Source organism: Chromobacterium aquaticum, from assembly GCF_021129195.1.
Lineage (GTDB): Bacteria > Pseudomonadota > Gammaproteobacteria > Burkholderiales > Chromobacteriaceae > Chromobacterium > Chromobacterium aquaticum.
Genome location: NZ_JAJOHW010000092.1, coordinates 1 through 18,101, shown reverse-complemented (window position 1 = coordinate 18,101; position 18,101 = coordinate 1). Strand labels below are relative to the sequence as shown.

Below are 18,101 nucleotides of genomic sequence, written 5' to 3'. Positions count from 1 at the left end.
TTTCCATCATGTTGACCGTGTATAACACCCTGACCCGCCAGAAAGAAGAGTTCAAACCCATAGAGCCCGGCAAGGTGTGTATGTACGTGTGCGGCATGACGGTGTACGACCTCTGTCATATCGGCCATGCGCGCATGCTGACGGCCTTCGACGTGATCTACCGCTGGCTGGACGCGTCCGGTTACGACGTCACCTATGTGCGCAACATCACCGATATCGAGGATAAGATCATCAAGCGCGCCGCCGAGCGCGGCATCCTGCCGCAGCAGCTGGTGGAAGAGACCATCGCCGACATGCACCAGGACGCCGCCGCGCTGGGCCTGCTGCCGCCCACTTTCGAGCCGCGCGCCACTCAGCACGTGCCGGGCATGGTGGCCTTGATCGAGAAGCTGATCGCCAACGGCAAGGCCTATGCCGCCGACAACGGCGATGTGTATTACGCGGTGCGCGAATTCGAAGGCTACGGCAAATTGTCCGGCCGCACCCTGGACAAGCTGCGCGCCGGCGAACGGGTGGAAGTGGACCCGCACAAGCGTGATCCGCTGGACTTCGTGCTGTGGAAGGCGGCCAAGCCGGGCGAGCCGTCCTGGGACAGCCCGTGGGGACAGGGGCGTCCGGGCTGGCATATCGAATGCTCGGTGATGAGCTGTCATCACCTGGGCGAGCATTTCGACATCCATGGCGGCGGTGAGGATCTGCAGTTCCCGCACCATGAGAACGAAATCGCCCAGTCCGAGGGCGCCCATGGCCACCAGTACGTCAATTACTGGCTGCACAATGGCTTCATCAATGTCGACGGCGAGAAAATGTCCAAATCGCTGGGCAATTTCTTCACCATCCGCGACGTGCTGGGCCATTTCGACGGCGAGGTGATCCGTTTCTTCATCGTGCGCAGCCATTACCGCAGCCCGGTGAACTATACCGACAGCATCCTCGCCGACGCCAAGCACGGCCTGACCCGGCTCTACACCGCCTTGCGCGGCCTGGAGCTGCCGGCCTCCGCCGGCATAGACTGGAAAGACCCGTTCGCCGCGCGTTTCCAGGCGGCGATGAACGACGATTTCAACTCCTCGGAAGCGGTGGCGGTGCTGTATGAACTGGCCGGTGAAGTCAACAAGAGCCGCGACCCGCTGCAGGCGCGCCTGCTGAAGGATCTGGGCGGCGTGCTGGGCCTGCTGCAGCGCGACCCGGAGGACTTCCTCAAGGGCGGCGTCAGCGCCGGCGAATTGTCGGCAGAGGAGGTCGAAGCGCTGATCCAGGCGCGCAAGGACGCGCGCGCCGCCAAGAACTGGGCCGAGTCCGACCGCATCCGCGACGAGTTGACCGCCAAGGGCATCGTGCTGGAAGACGGCGCCCAGGGCACCATCTGGCGCCGCGCCTGATCCGTGGCCGCCGCCGTTGACAGTGGATTTGGCACTTGTCAAGCGGCGGCAAAGCGCGGATAATCGATAGTTTCGCAAGCAGTACAGGCAAATCCCCTGTACCCGATTTGAAAGGAAGACACATGAAAACCGATATTCACCCGACTTACAAAGACCTGACTGTTACCTGCTCCTGCGGTAGCCAGTTCGTGACCAAGTCCACCATGTCCAAGGACGCGTTCGGCATTGAAGTTTGCTCCAACTGCCACCCGTTCTACACCGGCAAGCAAAAGATCGTCGATACCGCCGGTCGCGTTGACAAGTTCAACCAAAAGTTCGGCGGCTTCTTCAAGCGCTAAGCGCCGAGGATACGTTGGACACCCAGAAAAAGGCAGCTCAGGCTGCCTTTTTTCTATGAGTCTGTTTACGATCTGCTGCGCGCCGGCGGCGGCAGGGCCTGGCAGCTCCCGGCCGGCGGCGCGCGCATCCCTATCTGCAAGGTTGAGGCCATGGCGATTCACATCGTTTACCTGTCCCACGGCGGCAAGAAATACTACGACCAGACCCGCTTTTCCGTGTTGAGCCTGTTGCACCTGTTGCTGAAGCAACAGCGGCAGGACGTGAAGATCATGGTGTACACCGACGCGCCGGACAGCGTGCCCGCGCATCCGCTGGTCCGCACCGAGACCCTGAGCCGGGCGCAGTTGCAGGCGTATCGCGGCCAGTTCGACTATGTGCACCGCATCAAGCTGGAAGTGATGCTGAAAGCGGCGCGCGAACTGGGCACCGCGGTGCTGTACGTGGACTGCGACACCCGCTGGCTGCGCGTGCCGGACGACTTGTTCGCCCGGCTGGAAGCAGGAAACGCCAGCTGCATGCACGTCAACGAGGGCGTGTTCGGCCCCGGCTTCTTCCCGGACTATCTGGCCGCGGTGGACAAGCACGGCGCCGAGCTGCGCAAGATGGGGGTGGCCGACACCCAGGGCCTGGCGATGTGGAACGCCGGCGTGGTCGGCGCCTCCGCCGGCATGGTGCCCTTCTTTGAAACCGCCTTGCGCATCAACGATTTCCTGCTGCCGCGCGTGGAAGCGCGCAACTGGACCGAGCAACTGGCGTGGTCGCTGGTGGCCTGCGACGGCCGCCAGCCGCTGGCGCTGGGGGATGCGCTGCACCACTACTGGAACTACAGTTACGAGGCACCGCTCTACCTGGCTGAGGTGTTCGCCGGCATGGCGCCGGACTGGGATGTGGCGCGCCAGGCCGAGTTCTGTGGCGAATTCGCCTGGGACGAGGCGCGGCTGAAGACGATACAGGCCGATCCCGAGCATAAGCGCCAGCGCCGCCGCAACAAGCTGCGCAATTCCATCGCCAAGCGCAAGGTGGATTGGCGCATCCTGCTGGCCCGCCTGTGCGGCACGCTGCCGTCCGCCGACTGAGGGGAAGCTCGAACGCCAACGGCGCCCGGCCGCGATCGGGCCGCGCTCCAGGCCGGTTCGAGCTCTCCTGAAACCGTTTGAACGAGACTCATGCTTACTTATTCGGAACAATCGCAAACCCTGGCCAAGCCGACGGAAAAGCCGTGGATCTTGCTGCTGCTGTGCTTCGTATGGTTGTGGCCGGGCATCATGGGCCACGACCCGTGGAAGCCGGACGAGCCCTTCGTGCTGTCCGCGGTGCAAGGCATGCTGGACACCGGCAACTGGCTGCTGCCGACGGTGCAGGGCGCGCCTTACCTGGATAATCCGCCGCTGTATTACTGGGTGGCGGCCTTCATGGTCAAGCTGTTTTCCCCCTGGCTGCTGGCGGCGCACGACGCCGCGCGGCTGGCCACGCCGCTATTCATGTCGCTGGCCCTGCTGCTGGCCGGCATGGCCGGCCGCGACCTGATCGGCCGCCGCCACGGCCGCAGCGTGGTGATGGTGCTGATAGGCTGCGTCGGCCTGGTGGAAACCGGCCACCAACTGACTTCGGTGGTGGCCAGCTTCGCCGGCTTCGCCGCCGCCTTTTACGCCTTGTCGCTGACGCTGCGCTCGCCCGGCCTGGCCGGTGCCTTGCTCGGCACCGCCAGCGCGGTGATCTTCCTCAGCGCCAGTCTGATGGAGCTGATGCTGGTGTGGATGGTGGTGCTGTTGCTGCCGGCCTTTTCCGCCTGGCGCTGCAAGCAATACGCGATCACCGTGCTGCTGGCGCTGCTGATCGCCGCGCCCACCTCCCTGGTGTGGCCGCTGGCGCTGGCCAAGAGCCATCCGGACGCGTTCAGCCTGTGGTGGAACGACTACTCGCTGGGCCAGCTCAACGGCTTTGGCCGGGTGCAGCTATTCCACGACTTCGGCTATTACAGCATCAACGCCTTGTGGTTCGCGTTTCCGGCCTGGCCGCTGGCCGGCTGGACGCTGTACCGCAACTGGGGGCGCTTGGACCAGGCGCGGCTGCAACTGCCGCTGATGTTCTTCGCCGTGGTGCTGATCCTGCTGACCCTGTCCAGCCGGCCCAATATGACTTACGCGATGCCGCTGCTGCTGCCGCTGTCCCTGCTGGCGGCGGTGGAGCTGGACAATCTCAAGCGCGGCGCGGCGGCCTTCCTGAATTGGTTCGGCCTGATGACCTTCGGCTTCTTCGCGCTGCTGGTGTGGGCCGGCTGGGCGGCGATGAACTTTGGCTGGCCGCAGGGCCTGGCCGGGCGCGCCCAGTACTTCAGCCCTTATTACCAGGTGCAGGTGTCCAGCCTGGCCGCGGTGTGCGCGGTGATCGCCACCCTGGTGTGGCTGTGGGCGCTGACGCGCAAGCATCTGCGCGGCCGCCAGGCCATCAGCAACTGGGCGGCGGGCCTGACCCTGCTGTGGGGCCTGGGCATGACCTTGTGGCTGCCGTGGTTCGACGCCGCCAAGAGCTATCGGCCGGTGGTGGAACGGATGATGAAGGCGCTGCCGGCCAATGCCGCCTGCGTGGCGACGGAAAGCCATAACCAGCTGGCGCTGATCAGCTGGCGCTATTACGCCGGCCTGGACCTGGTGTCCTATCCGGCCGGCAATGCGCCGCCATGCGATTATCAGCTGGTGGTGCGCGCCGAGCGCGAGGGCCTGGCCGAACCGGGCTGGGAAGTGCTGTGGTACGGCTCGCGCCCGCGCGAGGACAATATGAAGTTCGCGCTATTGCGGCGCGTCCATCCGCGCTGAGCGCGGAGGGAATGGACAAAACCCCCGAATCGGTTCCGATTCGGGGGTTTTTCTTGGGCCGCGCGCCGGTTCAGCTTTGCAGTTCGTCCAGGTTCTCGAACAGTTTCAGCGCTTCCGGATTGGCCAGCGCGGTGAGGTTGCTGACCGGTTGGCCGTGGATCACGTTCTTCACCGCCAGCTCGACGATCTTGCCGCTGATGGTCTTGGGGATGTCGACGACGGCGATGATCTTGGCCGGCACGTGGCGCGGGCTGGCACCGGTCTTGATCTGCGCCTTGATCCGCTGCTGCAGGTCCTCGTCCAGCCGCGCGCCGGCGCGCAGGCGCACGAATAGCACCACGCGCTCGTCGTCCAGCCATTGCTGGCCGACGGCGATGCTTTCCAGCACCTCGTCGAACACCTCCACCTGGCGATAGATCTCCGCGGTGCCGATGCGCACGCCGCCGGGGTTGAGCACCGCGTCGGAACGGCCGTAGATGATCATGCCGTCGTGGGCGGTGAGCTCGGCGTAGTCGCCGTGGCACCAGATATTGTCGAAACGGCCGAAATAAGCCTGGCGGTATTTGCCGCCGTCGGCGTCGTTCCAGAAGCCCACCGGCATCGACGGAAACGGCCGGGTGCACACCAGCTCGCCTTTTTCGCCGCGCACCGGCCGGCCGTACTCGTTGTAGATGTCCACCGCCATGCCCAGGCCGCGGCATTGCAGCTCGCCGCGGTAGACCGGCAGGCTGGCGCAGCCCAGCGCGAAGCAGGACACGATGTCGGTGCCGCCGGACACCGAGGCCAGATTGATGTCGGCCTTGATGTTGGCGTAAACCCAGTCAAAGCTTTCCGCCACCAGCGGCGAGCCGGTGGAGAACACCGCGCGCAGCGAGTCCAGCTTCCATTCCCGCATCGGCACGATGCCGCTCTTGCGCAAGCCGTCTATGTATTTGGCCGAGGTGCCGAAGTGAGTGAAGCGCTGCTGTTCGGCGTAGTTCCATAGCGTGCGGCCTTCGCCGACGAAGGGCGAGCCGTCGAACAGCATCAGCGCCGCGCCGGACGCCAGGCCGGAAACCAGCCAGTTCCACATCATCCAGCCGCAGGTGGTGAAGTAGAACAGGCGGTCGCCGTGGTGCACATCGCCGTGCAGCTGCTGTTCCTTCAAATGCTGCAGCAGAGTGCCGCCGGCGCCGTGGACGATGCACTTGGGCTTGCCGGTGGTGCCGCTGGAATACAGGATGAACAGCGGGTGCCGGAACGGCAGCCGTTCGAAGCTCAGCGCTTGCGCTTGATACGCGGCGGTGAAGTCCGCCAGGGTGATGGCCTTGGGCACGTTTTCCGCGAACACGCCGGTTTCGCCCAGATACGGCACCACGATGATTTGCCGCACCGAGGGCAGCGCCTCCGCCAGCGCCGCCATCTTGGCGCGGATGTCCACCGCCTTGCCGGCGTACCAATAGCCGTCCGGGCAGAACAGCAGCTTGGGCTCGGTCTGGCCGAAGCGCTCCACCGCGCCGTCCACGCCGAAGTCCGGCGAACAACTGGTCCACACCGCGCCCAGGCTGTTGGCGGCCAGCATCGCGGCGATGGTTTCCGGCATATTGGGCATGAAGCCGGCCACGCGGTCGCCGGACTGGATGCCGGCGCCGCGCATCGCCTGCTGCAGCAATGACACCTGGGCGCGCAGCTCGCGCCAGCTCCAGTGCCGCTGCAGCTTGTCCTCGCCCCAGAACAGCAGCGCGTCGCCGTCGTCGTCGCGGCGCAGCAGGTTTTCGGCATAGCTCAGCCGCGCTTCCGGGAAGAAGCGGGCGGCCAGCATATTGTCGCCGTCGCTCAGCGCGGTGGCGCCTTTGTCGCCGATCACGCCGCAGTAATCCCAGACCAAGGACCAGAAGCGCGCCGGATCGGCCACGCTGGCGCGCCACAGCTCGGCGTAGCCGTTCAGCTTGCGGTCGTAGGACAGTTCGGCCAACTTGGTGAAGGCGGTCAGATGAGCGCCGGCCAGGCGGCCGGGGGAGGGGCTCCAGATGGGCGTGTCGGGGGTCATGCTTTCTCCTGATATTTTCTCCGCGCGCCAGCCCATGGACGGGCGGCGGCTTGTTATCGTTCCAGCCCGGCGGCGCGTTTTCCGCCGATGGCGTGCGCCAGCTTGGAGGCCGGCGGCTTGCCCAGCGCGTCGGCGATGAACCAGGCGGTGTCCACCAGCGCGGCCAGGTCGATCCCGGTGTCGTGGCCTTCGCCGTGCAGCAGATAGACCACGTCCTCGGTGGCGACGTTGCCGGAAGCTCCCTGAGCATAAGGGCAGCCGCCCAGGCCGGCAACCGAAGAATCGAATGTCATCATTCCGGCGCGCAAACACGCATGAATATTGCTGATCGCCATGCCATAAGTGTCGTGAAAGTGGCCGGCCAGCTGCGCCATTGGCACAGTCTTGCTCACCGCGTCCAGCATCGCCAGCACGCTGGACGGCGTGCCCACGCCTATGGTGTCGCCCAGCGAAATCTCGTAGCAGCCCATGTCCAGCAGCCGCGCGGCCACTTCCGCCACCTTGGCCGGCGCGATGCGGCCCTCGTAGGGACAGCCCACCACGCAGGACACATAGCCGCGCACCGGCACGCCGGCCGCCTGCGCGCGCGCCATCACCGGCGCGAAGCGCTGCAGGCTTTCGGCGATGCTGGCGTTGATATTGCGTTGGCTGAAGCTTTCGCTGGCGGCGCCGAACACGGCGATTTCGCGCGCGCCGGCCGCCAGCGCCGCGTCTAGTCCCTGCTCATTGGGCACCAGCACCGGGTAGGACGCCGGCCCGCTTTGGTCCAGGCCGGCCAGCACCTCGGCGCTGCCGGCCATCTGCGGCACCCACTTGGGCGAGACGAAGGCGCCCGCTTCTATGGTGCGCAGGCCGCTGGCGGCCAGGCGGCGGATCAGCTCCAGCTTGACGGCGGTGCTCACCGGCTGTTTTTCGTTCTGCAGCCCGTCGCGCGGGCCCACTTCCACAATCTTCACTTGCGGCACTTCGGCTCTCCGTTAGCGGTGGCGCGGCTGCACCGGGATGTAGATGTCCATCTGGCGTTGCGGCAACTCCGGCGCGCAGCGACCGTCGTAGCGCTCGAAAGAGCCCAGCGGCGCTTGCTCCCATTGCTTGGAGGCCGGCAGCCAGTCCTGCATGATGTAGCGCCAGGCCGCCTGGATCGCCTGGCCGAATTCGGCGTCGCTGCCGGCCGGCTGGGTGGTGAACACCGCGTACTTGGCCGGCGGCGTGCTGCGCCGCGCGCAGCCGGGCGGCAGCGGCAAGGGCTGGGCGCACTCCATCCCTATCATATAGCCGAAGCGGCCGCTGTCCGGGTCGAAGTCGTGGATCAGCCCGTATTCGGCGGCGTCGGCGCGGCCCAGCGCCGCCAGCAGCGGCTGGCGCAGCGTGGCCGCGTATTCGCCCCAGAATTCTGGAATCTGGCGCAGATTGTCGCCGTTCTCCATCTGGGTGGCGATGCTGTAGCCGGCCAGATTCAGGCCGGGATGATTGATGATGATGGGGTCCATGGGGTTCACTCCGCTTCGAAGTCGACCAACTCGTCGCCGTCGTTGACCTGCTCGCCGCTGCCGAAATAGAAAGCCTTGACCACGCCGTCCGCCGGCGCGGGAATGGTGTGCTCCATCTTCATCGCCTCCAGGATCAGCAGCGGCTCGCCCTTGTTGAGCTTGACGCCGGTGGCGGCCAGCAGCGCGACGATGCGGCCCGGCATCGGCGCTTTCAGATGGGTTTCGCCGTGCACGTCCTCGGCGGCCACCGCCAGCGGGTCCAGCCACTGCGCTTCCAGCCGGCGGCCGGCGGCGAACAGCACCCGTTGCGGGCCGTTGCGGGCGACGACGGCTTCCAGTTGTTGATCGCCCAGCCGCGCGCGCAGCGTCGCGCCGTCCAGGCGACCGCTGGCGGAGAACTGCCTGCCGGCGGCGGTGATTTCGCAGCCGTCGCCCAGATGGCGCAGCGTCACCGGGTAGTCTTGGCCGGCGATGTGGAACACGAGCTTGCGGCTGAGCGCGCCGTTGAGCCGCCAGCCGGCGGCCACCGGGTAAGCGCCGGGCGCGGCCAGCGTCTCGGCCAGCGCCAGCAGCGCCAATTGCTCCGCGTCCGGCGCGGCGGGCGGCGGCAGCAGCGCGTCGTGATGACGGGCGATCAGGCCGGTGTCCACCTGGCCGCCGGCGAAGCTGGCGTGCTGCACGATGCGGCGCAGGAAGGGGATGTTGGTGGTGACGCCGGCCACCTGGTAATCGGCCAGCGCCGCGTCCAGTCTTTGCAGCGCTTGGCGGCGGTCCTCGCCCCAGACAATCAGCTTGGCGATCATCGGGTCGTAGAAGGGTGAGATGCTGTCGCCGGCGACGACGCCGGTGTCGATGCGCACGACGGCGGATTCCGCCGGCGCGCGCAGGTGGTAGAGGGTGCCGGTGGCGGGCAGGAAGCCCTTGTCCGGGTCCTCGGCGTAGATGCGCGCCTCGATGGCGTGGCCGTTGATGCGCAGCTGCTCTTGGCTCAAGGGCAGCGGCTGGCCGCTGGCGACGGCCAACTGCCAGGCCACCAGGTCCTGGCCGGTGATCATCTCGGTGACTGGGTGCTCCACTTGCAGCCGGGTGTTCATTTCCATGAAGAAGAAGCGGCCGGGGCGGCCGTCGGCCAGCACTTCCATGATGAATTCCACGGTGCCGGCGCCGACATAGCCCACCGCGCGGGCGGCGGCGCAGGCGGCCGCGCCCATCGCTTCGCGGGTGGCCGGCGGCAAGTCCGGCGCCGGCGCTTCCTCCAGCACTTTCTGGTGGCGGCGCTGCACCGAGCAATCGCGCTCGAACAGATACACGCATTGGCCGTGGCGGTCGGCGAACACCTGGATTTCCACATGGCGCGAGCGCGGCAGGTATTTCTCCACCAGCACCTTGTCGTCGCCGAAGCTGGCGCGCGCTTCGCGCTGGCAGGAGGCCAGCGCCGCTTCGAAGTCCGCGGAAGCTTCCACGATGCGCATGCCCTTGCCGCCGCCGCCGGCGCTGGCCTTGATCAGCACCGGGTAGCCGATGGCGTCGGCCTGGCCGCGCAGGAAGTCCGGCTCCTGGCGCTCGCCGTGATAGCCGGGCACCAGCGGCACCCGGGCTTGCTCCATCAGCGCCTTGGCCGCGGATTTGCTGCCCATCGCGGCGATGGCGGAGGCGGGCGGGCCGATGAAGGCGATGCCGGCGGCCTCGCAGGCGGCGGCGAAGTCCTCGTTTTCGGACAAAAAGCCGTAGCCGGGATGGATGGCTTGCGCGCCGCTGCGGTGGGCGATGTCCAGGATCAAGTCCCCGCGCAGATAGGATTCCGCCGCCGGAGCCGGGCCCAGCCGGTAGGCCTCGTCGGCCAGCTTGACGAAGCGGGCGTCGGCGTCGGCGTCGGAATGGACGGCGACGGTGGCGACGCCGAGCGCGCGCGCGGTCTTGATCACGCGGCAGGCGATCTCGCCGCGGTTGGCGATGAGTATCTTATTGAACATGGCGTTAAACCTGTTTTTTGCCACGGAAACACACGGAAGGGCACGGAATCCAAACGATGAATTTGTCCGTGTGTTTCGGTGTGCTTCCGTGGCTAATTGATCTTTAAATCCAGCTCGGCGCGCGTTTTTCGAAGAAAGCGGCCAGGCCCTCGCGCGCCTCGGCGCCGGCGCGCACGCTGGCGATCTGGCCGGCGGTGTCCTCCAGCAATTGATCGTCCCAGGGCGAGCCCTCGCGCAGCATGGCCAGCAAGTCCTTGGCCGAGGACAGCGCCTGCGGCGCGCCCTGGGCCATCGCCTCGGCGATGTCGGCCACGCGCGCGTCCAGCGCCTCGGCCGGCACCAGCTCATGCACCAGGCCGATGCGCAGCGCGGTGGCGGCGTCGATGCGCTCGGCGGACAGGAAATAACGCCGCGCCTGACGCCAGCCTATCGCGTCGGCCACATAGGGGCCGATGGTGGCCGGCACCAGGCCCAGCCTCACCTCGGTCAGGCCGAACTTGGCGGCCTCGGTGGCGATGGCCACGTCGCAGACCGCGGCCAGGCCGGTGCCGCCGGCCAGCGCCGCGCCGTGGATGCGGGCGATCACCGGCTTCTTGCTGCGGTAGATGCTCTTGAGCATGGCCGCCAGCCGCTGCGCGTCGGCCAGGTTCTGCTCCTCGCCGTAGCCGGCGGCGCGGCGCATCCAGTCCAGGTCCGCGCCGGCGGAAAAGCTCTTGCCGCGGCCGGCCAGCACGATGGCGCGGCAGTCCGCCTGCAATTGCAGATGGGTGAAGGCGGCGGTCAGCTCGGCGATCAGGGTTTCGTTCATCGCATTGTGAACGTCCGGCCGGTTCATCCAGATCGTCGCGGTCTTGCCGCTGTGTTCGATTTCAAGCGTGGTGTAGCTCATCGGTATCGCCTTTCGCCGTCACATCCGGAACACGCCGAAGCGGGTGCTTTCCACTGGCGCGGACAAGGCCGCCTCCAGCGCCAGGCTCAGCACCTCGCGGGTTTGCGCCGGGTCTATCACCCCATCGTCCCACAAGCGCGCGCTGGCGTAATAGGGGTGGCCCTGACGTTCGTACTGCTCGCGCACCGGCGCTTTCAGCGCCTCTTCCTGCTCGGCGCCGAAGGCGTCGCCCAGTTGTTCCTTCTTCACCTGGGCCAGCACGCCGGCCGCCTGTTCGCCGCCCATCACCGAGATGCGGCTATTCGGCCACATCCACAGGAAGCGCGGCGAATAAGCGCGGCCGCACATGCCGTAATTGCCGGCGCCGAAGCTGCCGCCTATCAGCACGGTGAACTTGGGCACGCGGGCGCAGGCCACGGCGGTGACCAGTTTGGCGCCGTCTTTGGCGATGCCGCCGTTCTCGTACTTCTTGCCCACCATGAAGCCGGTGATGTTTTGCAGGAACAGCAGCGGAATGCCGCGCTGGCAGCACAGCTCGACGAAGTGCGCGCCCTTGAGCGCGGACTCGGAGAACAGGATGCCGTTGTTGGCGATGACGCCGACGCGGTAGCCGTTCAGCCGGGCGAAGCCGGTGACCAGGGTGGCGCCGTAGTTCTGCTTGAACTCGTCGAACTCGGAGTCGTCCACCAGCCGGGCGATGATCTCGCGCACGTCGAAGGGTTTTTTCGGGTCCGCCGGAATCACGCCGTAGATTTCCTCGGCCGCGTAGCGCGGCGGGCGCGGCTCGGCGCGGTCCAGCTCGCCCTGCTTGCGCCAGTTGAGGCCGGACACAATGCGGCGGGCGATGGACAGCGCGTGGGCGTCGTTTTGCGCCAGGTGGTCGGCCACGCCGGACACGCGGGCGTGCACATCGCCGCCGCCCAGCTCCTCCGCCGTCACCACCTCGCCGGTGGCCGCCTTCACCAGCGGCGGGCCGCCCAGGAAGATGGTGCCTTGTTCCTTGACGATGACGGTTTCGTCCGACATCGCCGGCACATAGGCGCCGCCGGCGGTGCAACTGCCCATCACTACCGCGATCTGCGGAATGCCGGCGGCGGACAGATTGGCCTGGTTGTAGAAGATGCGGCCGAAGTGCTCGCGGTCCGGGAACACCTCATCCTGCAAGGGCAGGAAGGCGCCGCCGGAATCGACTAGATACACGCAGGGAAGACGGTTGTCGCGCGCGATCTCTTGGGCGCGCAGATGCTTCTTCACCGTCATCGGGTAATAAGTGCCACCCTTGACCGTGGCGTCGTTGGCGATGATCAGGCAATCCACGCCGGCGATGCGGCCGATGCCGCTGATCAGGCCGGCGCCGGGCGCGTCGTCGTCGTACATGCCGAAGGCGGCCAGCTGGGACAGCTCCAGGAAGGGCGCGCCGGGGTCCAGCAGCAGATCGATGCGCTCGCGCGGCAGCAGCTTGCCGCGGGCGGCGTGCTTGGCGCGCGCCTTGTCGCCGCCGCCCAGCGCGGCCTTGGCCACCTTGTCGCGCAGGTCGGCCACCAGCGCGCGCATCTTGTCGGCGTTGGCCTGGAAGTCCGCCGCGCGCGGCGAAAGCTTGGATTCGAGGATGGGCATGGCGTTTTACCTTGTCATTCGCCGTCGACGAACCATACGGCCGCGATCAGGCCTTCGGCGTTTACGTCGTAGATGGCGACCGCGCGCATGGAGCGCTCGGCGTCCAGCGTCACGTCTTCATGATCAATGACGCGGCGGCCCTGGACGATGCGGTGCAGCAGCGCGGCGTGCAGCCGGGGCAGATTGAAGCGCTTGCTCGCATAGTGCTCGGCCAGCGCTGCGCGGCCGTCCAGTGTCAGTTCCATGGATGGCAGGCGGTAAACCTTGACGCCCTCGGCGTAGCAGGCGGTGAAGGCGGCGAGATCGCGCGCGTTGTAGGCGTCCAGTTGAGCCTGGACGATGCGTTCGGGAGCTGTCATGTCTTGGTTTCCTGAGCGTTGCCGGAAAAGAATGGGGAGCGGCGGGAGAAAAGGCCTGAAGCAAGGCTGCGCAACGCGGCATCAGGCACTTCGCCACCGTGACTTACCGGGTTTCGGCCATCAGTTCGCGGCCTATCAGCCAGCGGCGGATTTCGCTGGTGCCGGCGCCGATCTCGTACAGCTTGGCGTCGCGCAGCAGGCGGCCAGTCGCGTATTCATTGATATAGCCGTTGCCGCCCAGGCACTGGATGGCGTCCAGCGCCATCTGGGTGGCGCCCTCCGCCGCGTACAGGATGGCGCCGGCGGCGTCCTTGCGGGTCTGGCGGCCGGTTTCGCCGCGGTCCAGCGCCTGGCCCACCGCGTAGACATAGGCGCGGCTGGCGGACAGCTTGACGTACATGTCCGCCAGCTTGCCCTGCATCAGCTGGAAATCGCCGATGGCCTGGCCAAACTGCTTGCGGTCGTTCAGATACGGCACCGTGATGTCCATGCAGGCCTGCATGATGCCCAGCGGGCCGGCGGCCAGCACCGCGCGCTCGTAGTCCAGGCCGCTCATCAGCACCTTGACGCCGTTGCCTTCGCCGCCCAGCACATTGGCGTCCGGCACGAAACAGTTGTCGAAGAACATGGGGTAGGTGTTGGAGCCGCGCATGCCCAGCTTGTCCAGCTTGCTGCCGTGGCTGAAGCCGGCGAAGCCGCGCTCCACGATGAAGGCGGTGATGCCCTTGGCGCCGGCGCTGACGTCGGTCTTGGCGTACACCACCATCACGTCCGCGTCGCCACCGTTGGTGATCCACATCTTGCTGCCGTTGAGCAGGTAGCCACCGTCGGCCTTGTCGGCCTTCAGCTTCATGCTGACCACGTCGGAGCCGGCGTTGGGCTCGGACATCGCCAGCGCGCCAACATGCTCGCCGGACACCAGCTTGGGAAGCAGCCGGCGCTTTTGTTCGTCGTTGCCGTTTTTGTGGATCTGGTTGACGCAGAGATTGGAGTGCGCGCCGTAGGACAGGCCCACCGAGGCGGAGGCGCGGCTGATTTCCTCCATCGCGATCATATGGGCCAGATAGCCCATCTGGGTGCCGCCGTATTGCTCGTCCACCGTCATGCCCAGCAGGCCCAGATCGCCGAACTTGCGCCACAGATCGGCCGGGAACAGGTTGTCGCGGTCGATGTCGGCGGCGCGCGGGGCGATTTCGCTTTGGGCGAAGTCGCGCGCGGTTTCGCGCAACATATCGTAGGTGTCGCCAAAGGCGAAGCGCAGGCTGCTGTACATGGTTTCTCTCCTCTGATGGGCGCGCGTGATTCGCGTGATATGCTCTATCATTACTTACGTTTACGTAAGCGTCAACATGGCAACGACGGAAACCGGCGCGAAACCGTTATCATGGCCGGGTTTGCATGCAGAGAACAGACATGACGATATGGGTGGACGCGGACGCCTGTCCCAAGGTGATCCGCGAAACATTGTGCCGGGCGGCGCAGCGCACCGGCGTGGAGCTGGTGTTCGTCGCCAATCAACTATTGACGGTGCCGAAGGCGCCCAATATCCGCGCCTTGCAAGTGCCGAAAGGCTTTGACGTGGCGGACAACGAGATTGTCCGCCGCATCGCGGCGAACGATCTCTTGATCACCGGCGACATCCCCTTGGCGTCCGAGGCCTTGGGCAAGGGCGCGCAGGCGCTGAACTGGCGCGGCGACGTGTATTCGCCGGACACCATCGCCGCGCAGCTGACGATGCGGGATTTCATGGACACGCTGCGCGCCAGCGGCGTGCAGACCGAAGGCCCGCCGCCCTTGAGTCAGGCGGACCGGCAGGCTTTCGCCCGGCAGTTGGATATCTGGTTGGCGAAGCGGCGGGGTTGAGGCGAGCTTGGCGCTCCGTTTTTGGGCAGCTTTACAAACGTATTTGCGATATTGAATCCGCTGCGCGGATGATGATTTTGATTGCCGGGGCTGCCCGGCGGGCAGGAAGGGGAATTTGCTCGGCCAAATTCCCCTTCACCCCAAAGGCCGCCCTGCAAGCCTGGCCTGCGGCTTCCCGCCGGTTCCCGTCAGGCCCGAGGCGCGGCTGAACTCTCTACGTGCGAATCTTCGATTCGCTCAGTGATGGCGCGCTAACGTCGCGCTGCTCGAACAAACAGCCGCTTAAGACCTCGGGCCTGCCACCCGTCGGCAGGCTTGAAGGGAGTTGGGGCGCATCGAATATGCGGTCTCCTCCGTATCTAACACTGCCGAACTCGTGGCTAAAAGATCATGAACACGGTCTTAGCCTTTCTTCTTTCTACGCGGCTTCCTCTGCAAGGTGTTCAATTCGTCCAGGCTGAGATGGAAGCGTTGCATCGCCTCCACATGCTTCGGCAGGTCGACCTGTTGCACTCCCAAGTTCAGCAGTATCTCCAGATAGTTGAAGAAGCTTTTGCACATGCTGCGGCGGTGGCCGCGCTCGCTGAAATCCATGTCGTTAGTGATGCGGAACAGCAGTCCGCGTCCGGAGTGTTGGCGGTTGAGCTTCAGCAACTGCGCCAGATGGGCGGCGTACTGGAGACCCAAGGCGCAGGCTTCGAACTCATCCTTGGCCTCGGCCGGCTGCCAGTAATGCGGATAGGTGCGGCCTTTGATGCGGCGGATGAAGGGCAGGCTGAGGTCTTTGGCGTGGGGACCGGCAAACCGGTAACGGGAGCGCGGCCCTAGCGGCGGGAGTGGAGAGGCGTCCTGATGGACGTCTTGGGTTTCAGTAGCGGACGGAGAGAGTTCGATGCCTAGCACCGGACGGACAGGCTTTACCATTTGCAACCTCCTGAGCAGAAGGGCCCAGCCGCAAGGCGGCAGGGCGGGCACATGACAAGAGTTGGTCTAACCGGTGAGTTCTTACGAAAGCCGGTGCGCCCGCGAGGGCGCCACTTGCCACGGCCCACCCGAATAGGCAAAGCAATGGCAACGGATACGCTGTGGAAACAGCGCATCCGCAGTAAGAACTCATAATCAGGAGACCAATCCCGAGCGCCGCGATTGCTGCGGCGCGGGGGCTATTGTTGGGGAGGAGCGGGAGGGCGTCAAGCCGGCGAAGTCTAGCAAAGAAAAGGACCGCCGAAATCAAGCTCTGCGCAGCCTAATACCGGACGGACAAGCTCTACCCTTTGTAAGCTCTTGAGCAGAAGGGCCATGCCGCAAGGCGGCAGGGCGGGCACATGACAAGGCTAGTCTCACCGGCTTTCAGCCCAGCGCACCCGAAGGCGCCCCTGCCAGGGCCCGCCCAGATTCAGGCAACACAATAACAAGTCGGACACGAAAAAGCCGCAAAACGCGGTGTGTCCGCTGAAAGTGCAATGGGAGGCTAACCCCCCAACAACAACGCCCCCAAAGAGGGGGCGTTTCAGTGAGCGGCGTGGGAATCAGGCCTTGCCCAGATGCGGCTCGGCTTCGAACTCCGCTTCCTTGCTGCTGCCCGGCTGACGGATGGTCAGCGAGAACAGCAGCGCGACGATCAACAGCGCCAGGATCAGGTGGAAGGTGGCCAGGAAGCCGCCGAACAGCGAGGCGACGATGGAGCCGACGATGCTGCCGATGCCGAAGCCCAGATAGATCACGCCGTAGTTCTTGGTCAGGTTGTTGAGGCCGAAGAAATCGCTGACCAGCGAGGGGTAGACGGTGATGGTGCCGCCGAAGCTGAAGGCGACGCAGGCGATGGCCAGGAAGAACAGGGTGGCGTTCAGCGGCACGAACAGCAGGGTCAGCATGCCGGCCAGCGCGGCAATCTGAGCGATGGTGATCACCCGGATGCGCGGCATCTTATCGGAGAGAATGCCCAGCACCAGGCGGCCGGACAGATTGGCCACCGCGATCACCGCCACGGCGTTGGCGGCGGTCAGCGCCGGCAGGTGCACATAGCTTTCGCCGATGTCCTTGGCCACGCCGATCACGTACAGGCCGCTCATGCACACGGTCAGGAACATCAGCGCCAGCATCCAGTACTGCGGTTGGCGCATCGCCTCGGCCAGGGTGTAGTCATGGCTGGCGGTTTGTTGAGCGGCGGCTTGTTGCTGCGGTGCGTCGCGCATCAGCAGGCTGCCGGCCACCACCATGGCCATGGCGATCAGGCCCCACAGCTCAAAGGTGGTTTCCAGGCTGAAGCGGGCCAGCAGCGCCAGATTGATGTATTTGAAGCCCAGGCTGCCCAGGCCGTAAGCGCCGATGGCGCAGGCGGATACCAGGCCCTTGCGTTCCGGGAACCATTTGACGCAGTTGGACAGCGTCAGCAGGTAGCCGGCGCCGTCGGCCAGGCCTACCAGCACGCCGGCGCACAGATAGAGCATGACCAGATTATTGGCTTGGGCGGTGAGGAAGAAGCCCAGGCCCAGCAGCAGGCCGGCGCCCAGGGTGACGCGCTGCACGCCGAAGCGTTCTTGCAGTTTGCCGGCCAGCGAGGAGGCCACCGCCAGCGCCAGGCTGAGCAGGCCGAAGGCGAAAGCCACCTGGCTGACCGGCTCGGACAGCTTGGCGGAGAGTTGGGCGTTGAACAGGCTCCAGGTGTAGACGGAGCCTAGCGCGAATTGGGTGAGGACGGTGCCGGCCAGGGTACGGTAGCGGATGGTGTTTGAGGCGTTCATGGCGCTGCTCGCTTAAAGTCATTACTGTTGGTGTGACTATAAGCCTGTGCTTATGTAGGGGGCGCGGCGGCGGCATGAGATGCAGGCGGCGCGGAATGAAGTGCAGACGGCGGCGAACCAGTTGCAGGCCCTGAAAATGGCGCGTGTGAGTGGATGGCATTTCCATTGTCAAGCCGGCTTGCCAATGGAATGTCTGGTCTTGTTCAGGAGCCGGCTGGCAGCCGGTTTGATGCGCCGCGCAGGCGACCAACGCTCAAAGATGCATCAACTGCCGGAAGGCCTTGATATTGCTGCGGCTGACCGGAATCTCGGCTTTCAGGTCGTACAGCTTGATGATGTAGGTGCTGTTGAGCCAGGGCGCGATCTCGCGGATTTTGTGGATATTGACGCAGTAGGAGCGGTGGCAGCGGAAGAAGCTGTCGGCCGGCAGGCGGGCGACGAATTCGCTGATGCTCATCGACATCACGTAGCGGTCGTGCGCGGTGTAGACCAGGGTGACTTTCTCGTCGGCCTCGGCGTAGTAGATCTGTTCGCAGGGGGTGACGATGATGCTGTCGCCCTTGACCAGGTTGACGGTGCGGCTGGCGGCCGGGGCTTCGG

The 18,101-nt window shown here is 65.7% G+C and carries 16 protein-coding genes; 5 read left to right on the top strand and 11 right to left on the bottom strand.

Translation table 11 applies throughout. The annotated features are described in order from the left end of the window. Positions 1–8 precede the first annotated feature (8 nt). The 4 genes from cysS (at position 9) to LQT98_RS14500 (ending at position 4,537) form a co-directional block, all read left to right on the top strand. A complete protein-coding gene (gene cysS, locus LQT98_RS14515) occupies positions 9–1,382 on the top strand; it encodes a cysteine--tRNA ligase (RefSeq protein ID WP_231463147.1) in 1,374 nt (457 codons plus the stop codon). Between the two features lie 122 nt (positions 1,383–1,504). After that, on the top strand, positions 1,505–1,720 hold the full coding sequence (gene rpmE, locus LQT98_RS14510) for a 50S ribosomal protein L31 (protein ID WP_043593861.1): 216 nt from the start codon (positions 1,505–1,507) through the stop codon (positions 1,718–1,720). Between the two features lie 150 nt (positions 1,721–1,870). After that, the gene (locus LQT98_RS14505) at positions 1,871–2,797 is read left to right on the top strand and encodes a hypothetical protein (RefSeq protein ID WP_231463144.1); all 927 of its coding nucleotides are present in this window, start codon (positions 1,871–1,873) and stop codon (positions 2,795–2,797) included. 90 nt (positions 2,798–2,887) lie between these two features. Further along, a complete protein-coding gene (locus LQT98_RS14500; RefSeq protein WP_231463141.1) occupies positions 2,888–4,537 on the top strand; it encodes an ArnT family glycosyltransferase in 1,650 nt (549 codons plus the stop codon). Between the two features lie 70 nt (positions 4,538–4,607). Here LQT98_RS14500 and LQT98_RS14495 read toward each other — a convergent pair whose 3' ends face one another. From LQT98_RS14495 to LQT98_RS14460, 8 genes are all read right to left on the bottom strand, one after another. After that, the gene (locus tag LQT98_RS14495) at positions 4,608–6,566 is read right to left on the bottom strand and encodes an acetoacetate--CoA ligase (RefSeq protein ID WP_231463138.1); all 1,959 of its coding nucleotides are present in this window, start codon (positions 6,564–6,566) and stop codon (positions 4,608–4,610) included. 53 nt (positions 6,567–6,619) lie between these two features. Beyond that, positions 6,620–7,531 (bottom strand): hydroxymethylglutaryl-CoA lyase, encoded by a 912-nt coding sequence (locus tag LQT98_RS14490; RefSeq protein WP_231463135.1) that lies wholly within the window; start codon positions 7,529–7,531, stop codon positions 6,620–6,622. Between the two features lie 12 nt (positions 7,532–7,543). Next, entirely contained in the window at positions 7,544–8,056 is a 513-nt protein-coding gene (locus LQT98_RS14485; RefSeq protein ID WP_231463133.1) for a GyrI-like domain-containing protein, read from the bottom strand. Between the two features lie 5 nt (positions 8,057–8,061). Continuing rightward, the gene (locus LQT98_RS14480) at positions 8,062–10,029 is read right to left on the bottom strand and encodes an acetyl/propionyl/methylcrotonyl-CoA carboxylase subunit alpha (RefSeq protein WP_231463132.1); all 1,968 of its coding nucleotides are present in this window, start codon (positions 10,027–10,029) and stop codon (positions 8,062–8,064) included. Between the two features lie 103 nt (positions 10,030–10,132). After that, entirely contained in the window at positions 10,133–10,918 is a 786-nt protein-coding gene (locus LQT98_RS14475) for an enoyl-CoA hydratase/isomerase family protein (protein WP_231463130.1), read from the bottom strand. A gap of 18 nt (positions 10,919–10,936) precedes the next feature. Continuing rightward, positions 10,937–12,535: a carboxyl transferase domain-containing protein gene (locus LQT98_RS14470; protein WP_166452547.1), complete on the bottom strand. Its 1,599-nt coding sequence runs from the start codon at positions 12,533–12,535 to the stop codon at positions 10,937–10,939. Positions 12,536–12,549: 14 nt separating this feature from the next. Further along, positions 12,550–12,894 (bottom strand): nuclear transport factor 2 family protein, encoded by a 345-nt coding sequence (locus LQT98_RS14465; RefSeq protein ID WP_231463128.1) that lies wholly within the window; start codon positions 12,892–12,894, stop codon positions 12,550–12,552. Between the two features lie 103 nt (positions 12,895–12,997). Next, positions 12,998–14,167, bottom strand: a complete 1,170-nt coding sequence (locus tag LQT98_RS14460; protein ID WP_081547845.1) for an isovaleryl-CoA dehydrogenase — start codon at positions 14,165–14,167, stop codon at positions 12,998–13,000. Positions 14,168–14,292: 125 nt separating this feature from the next. On the opposite strand from LQT98_RS14460, the gene LQT98_RS14455 reads away from it, so the two are divergent. Continuing rightward, positions 14,293–14,757, top strand: coding sequence for a YaiI/YqxD family protein (locus tag LQT98_RS14455; RefSeq protein WP_231463125.1), 465 nt, complete (start codon positions 14,293–14,295; stop codon positions 14,755–14,757). Between the two features lie 402 nt (positions 14,758–15,159). Here the strand turns inward: LQT98_RS14455 and LQT98_RS14450 are convergent, their stop codons facing one another. From LQT98_RS14450 to LQT98_RS14440, 3 genes are all read right to left on the bottom strand, one after another. Next, complete coding sequence (locus LQT98_RS14450) at positions 15,160–15,681, bottom strand: hypothetical protein (RefSeq protein ID WP_231463124.1); 522 nt, start codon at positions 15,679–15,681, stop codon at positions 15,160–15,162. Between the two features lie 605 nt (positions 15,682–16,286). Next, the gene (locus LQT98_RS14445) at positions 16,287–17,501 is read right to left on the bottom strand and encodes an L-lactate MFS transporter (protein ID WP_231463123.1); all 1,215 of its coding nucleotides are present in this window, start codon (positions 17,499–17,501) and stop codon (positions 16,287–16,289) included. A gap of 253 nt (positions 17,502–17,754) precedes the next feature. After that, positions 17,755–18,101 (bottom strand): LytTR family DNA-binding domain-containing protein (locus LQT98_RS14440; protein WP_231463122.1); only part of this gene is annotated, 347 nt, incomplete at its 5' end.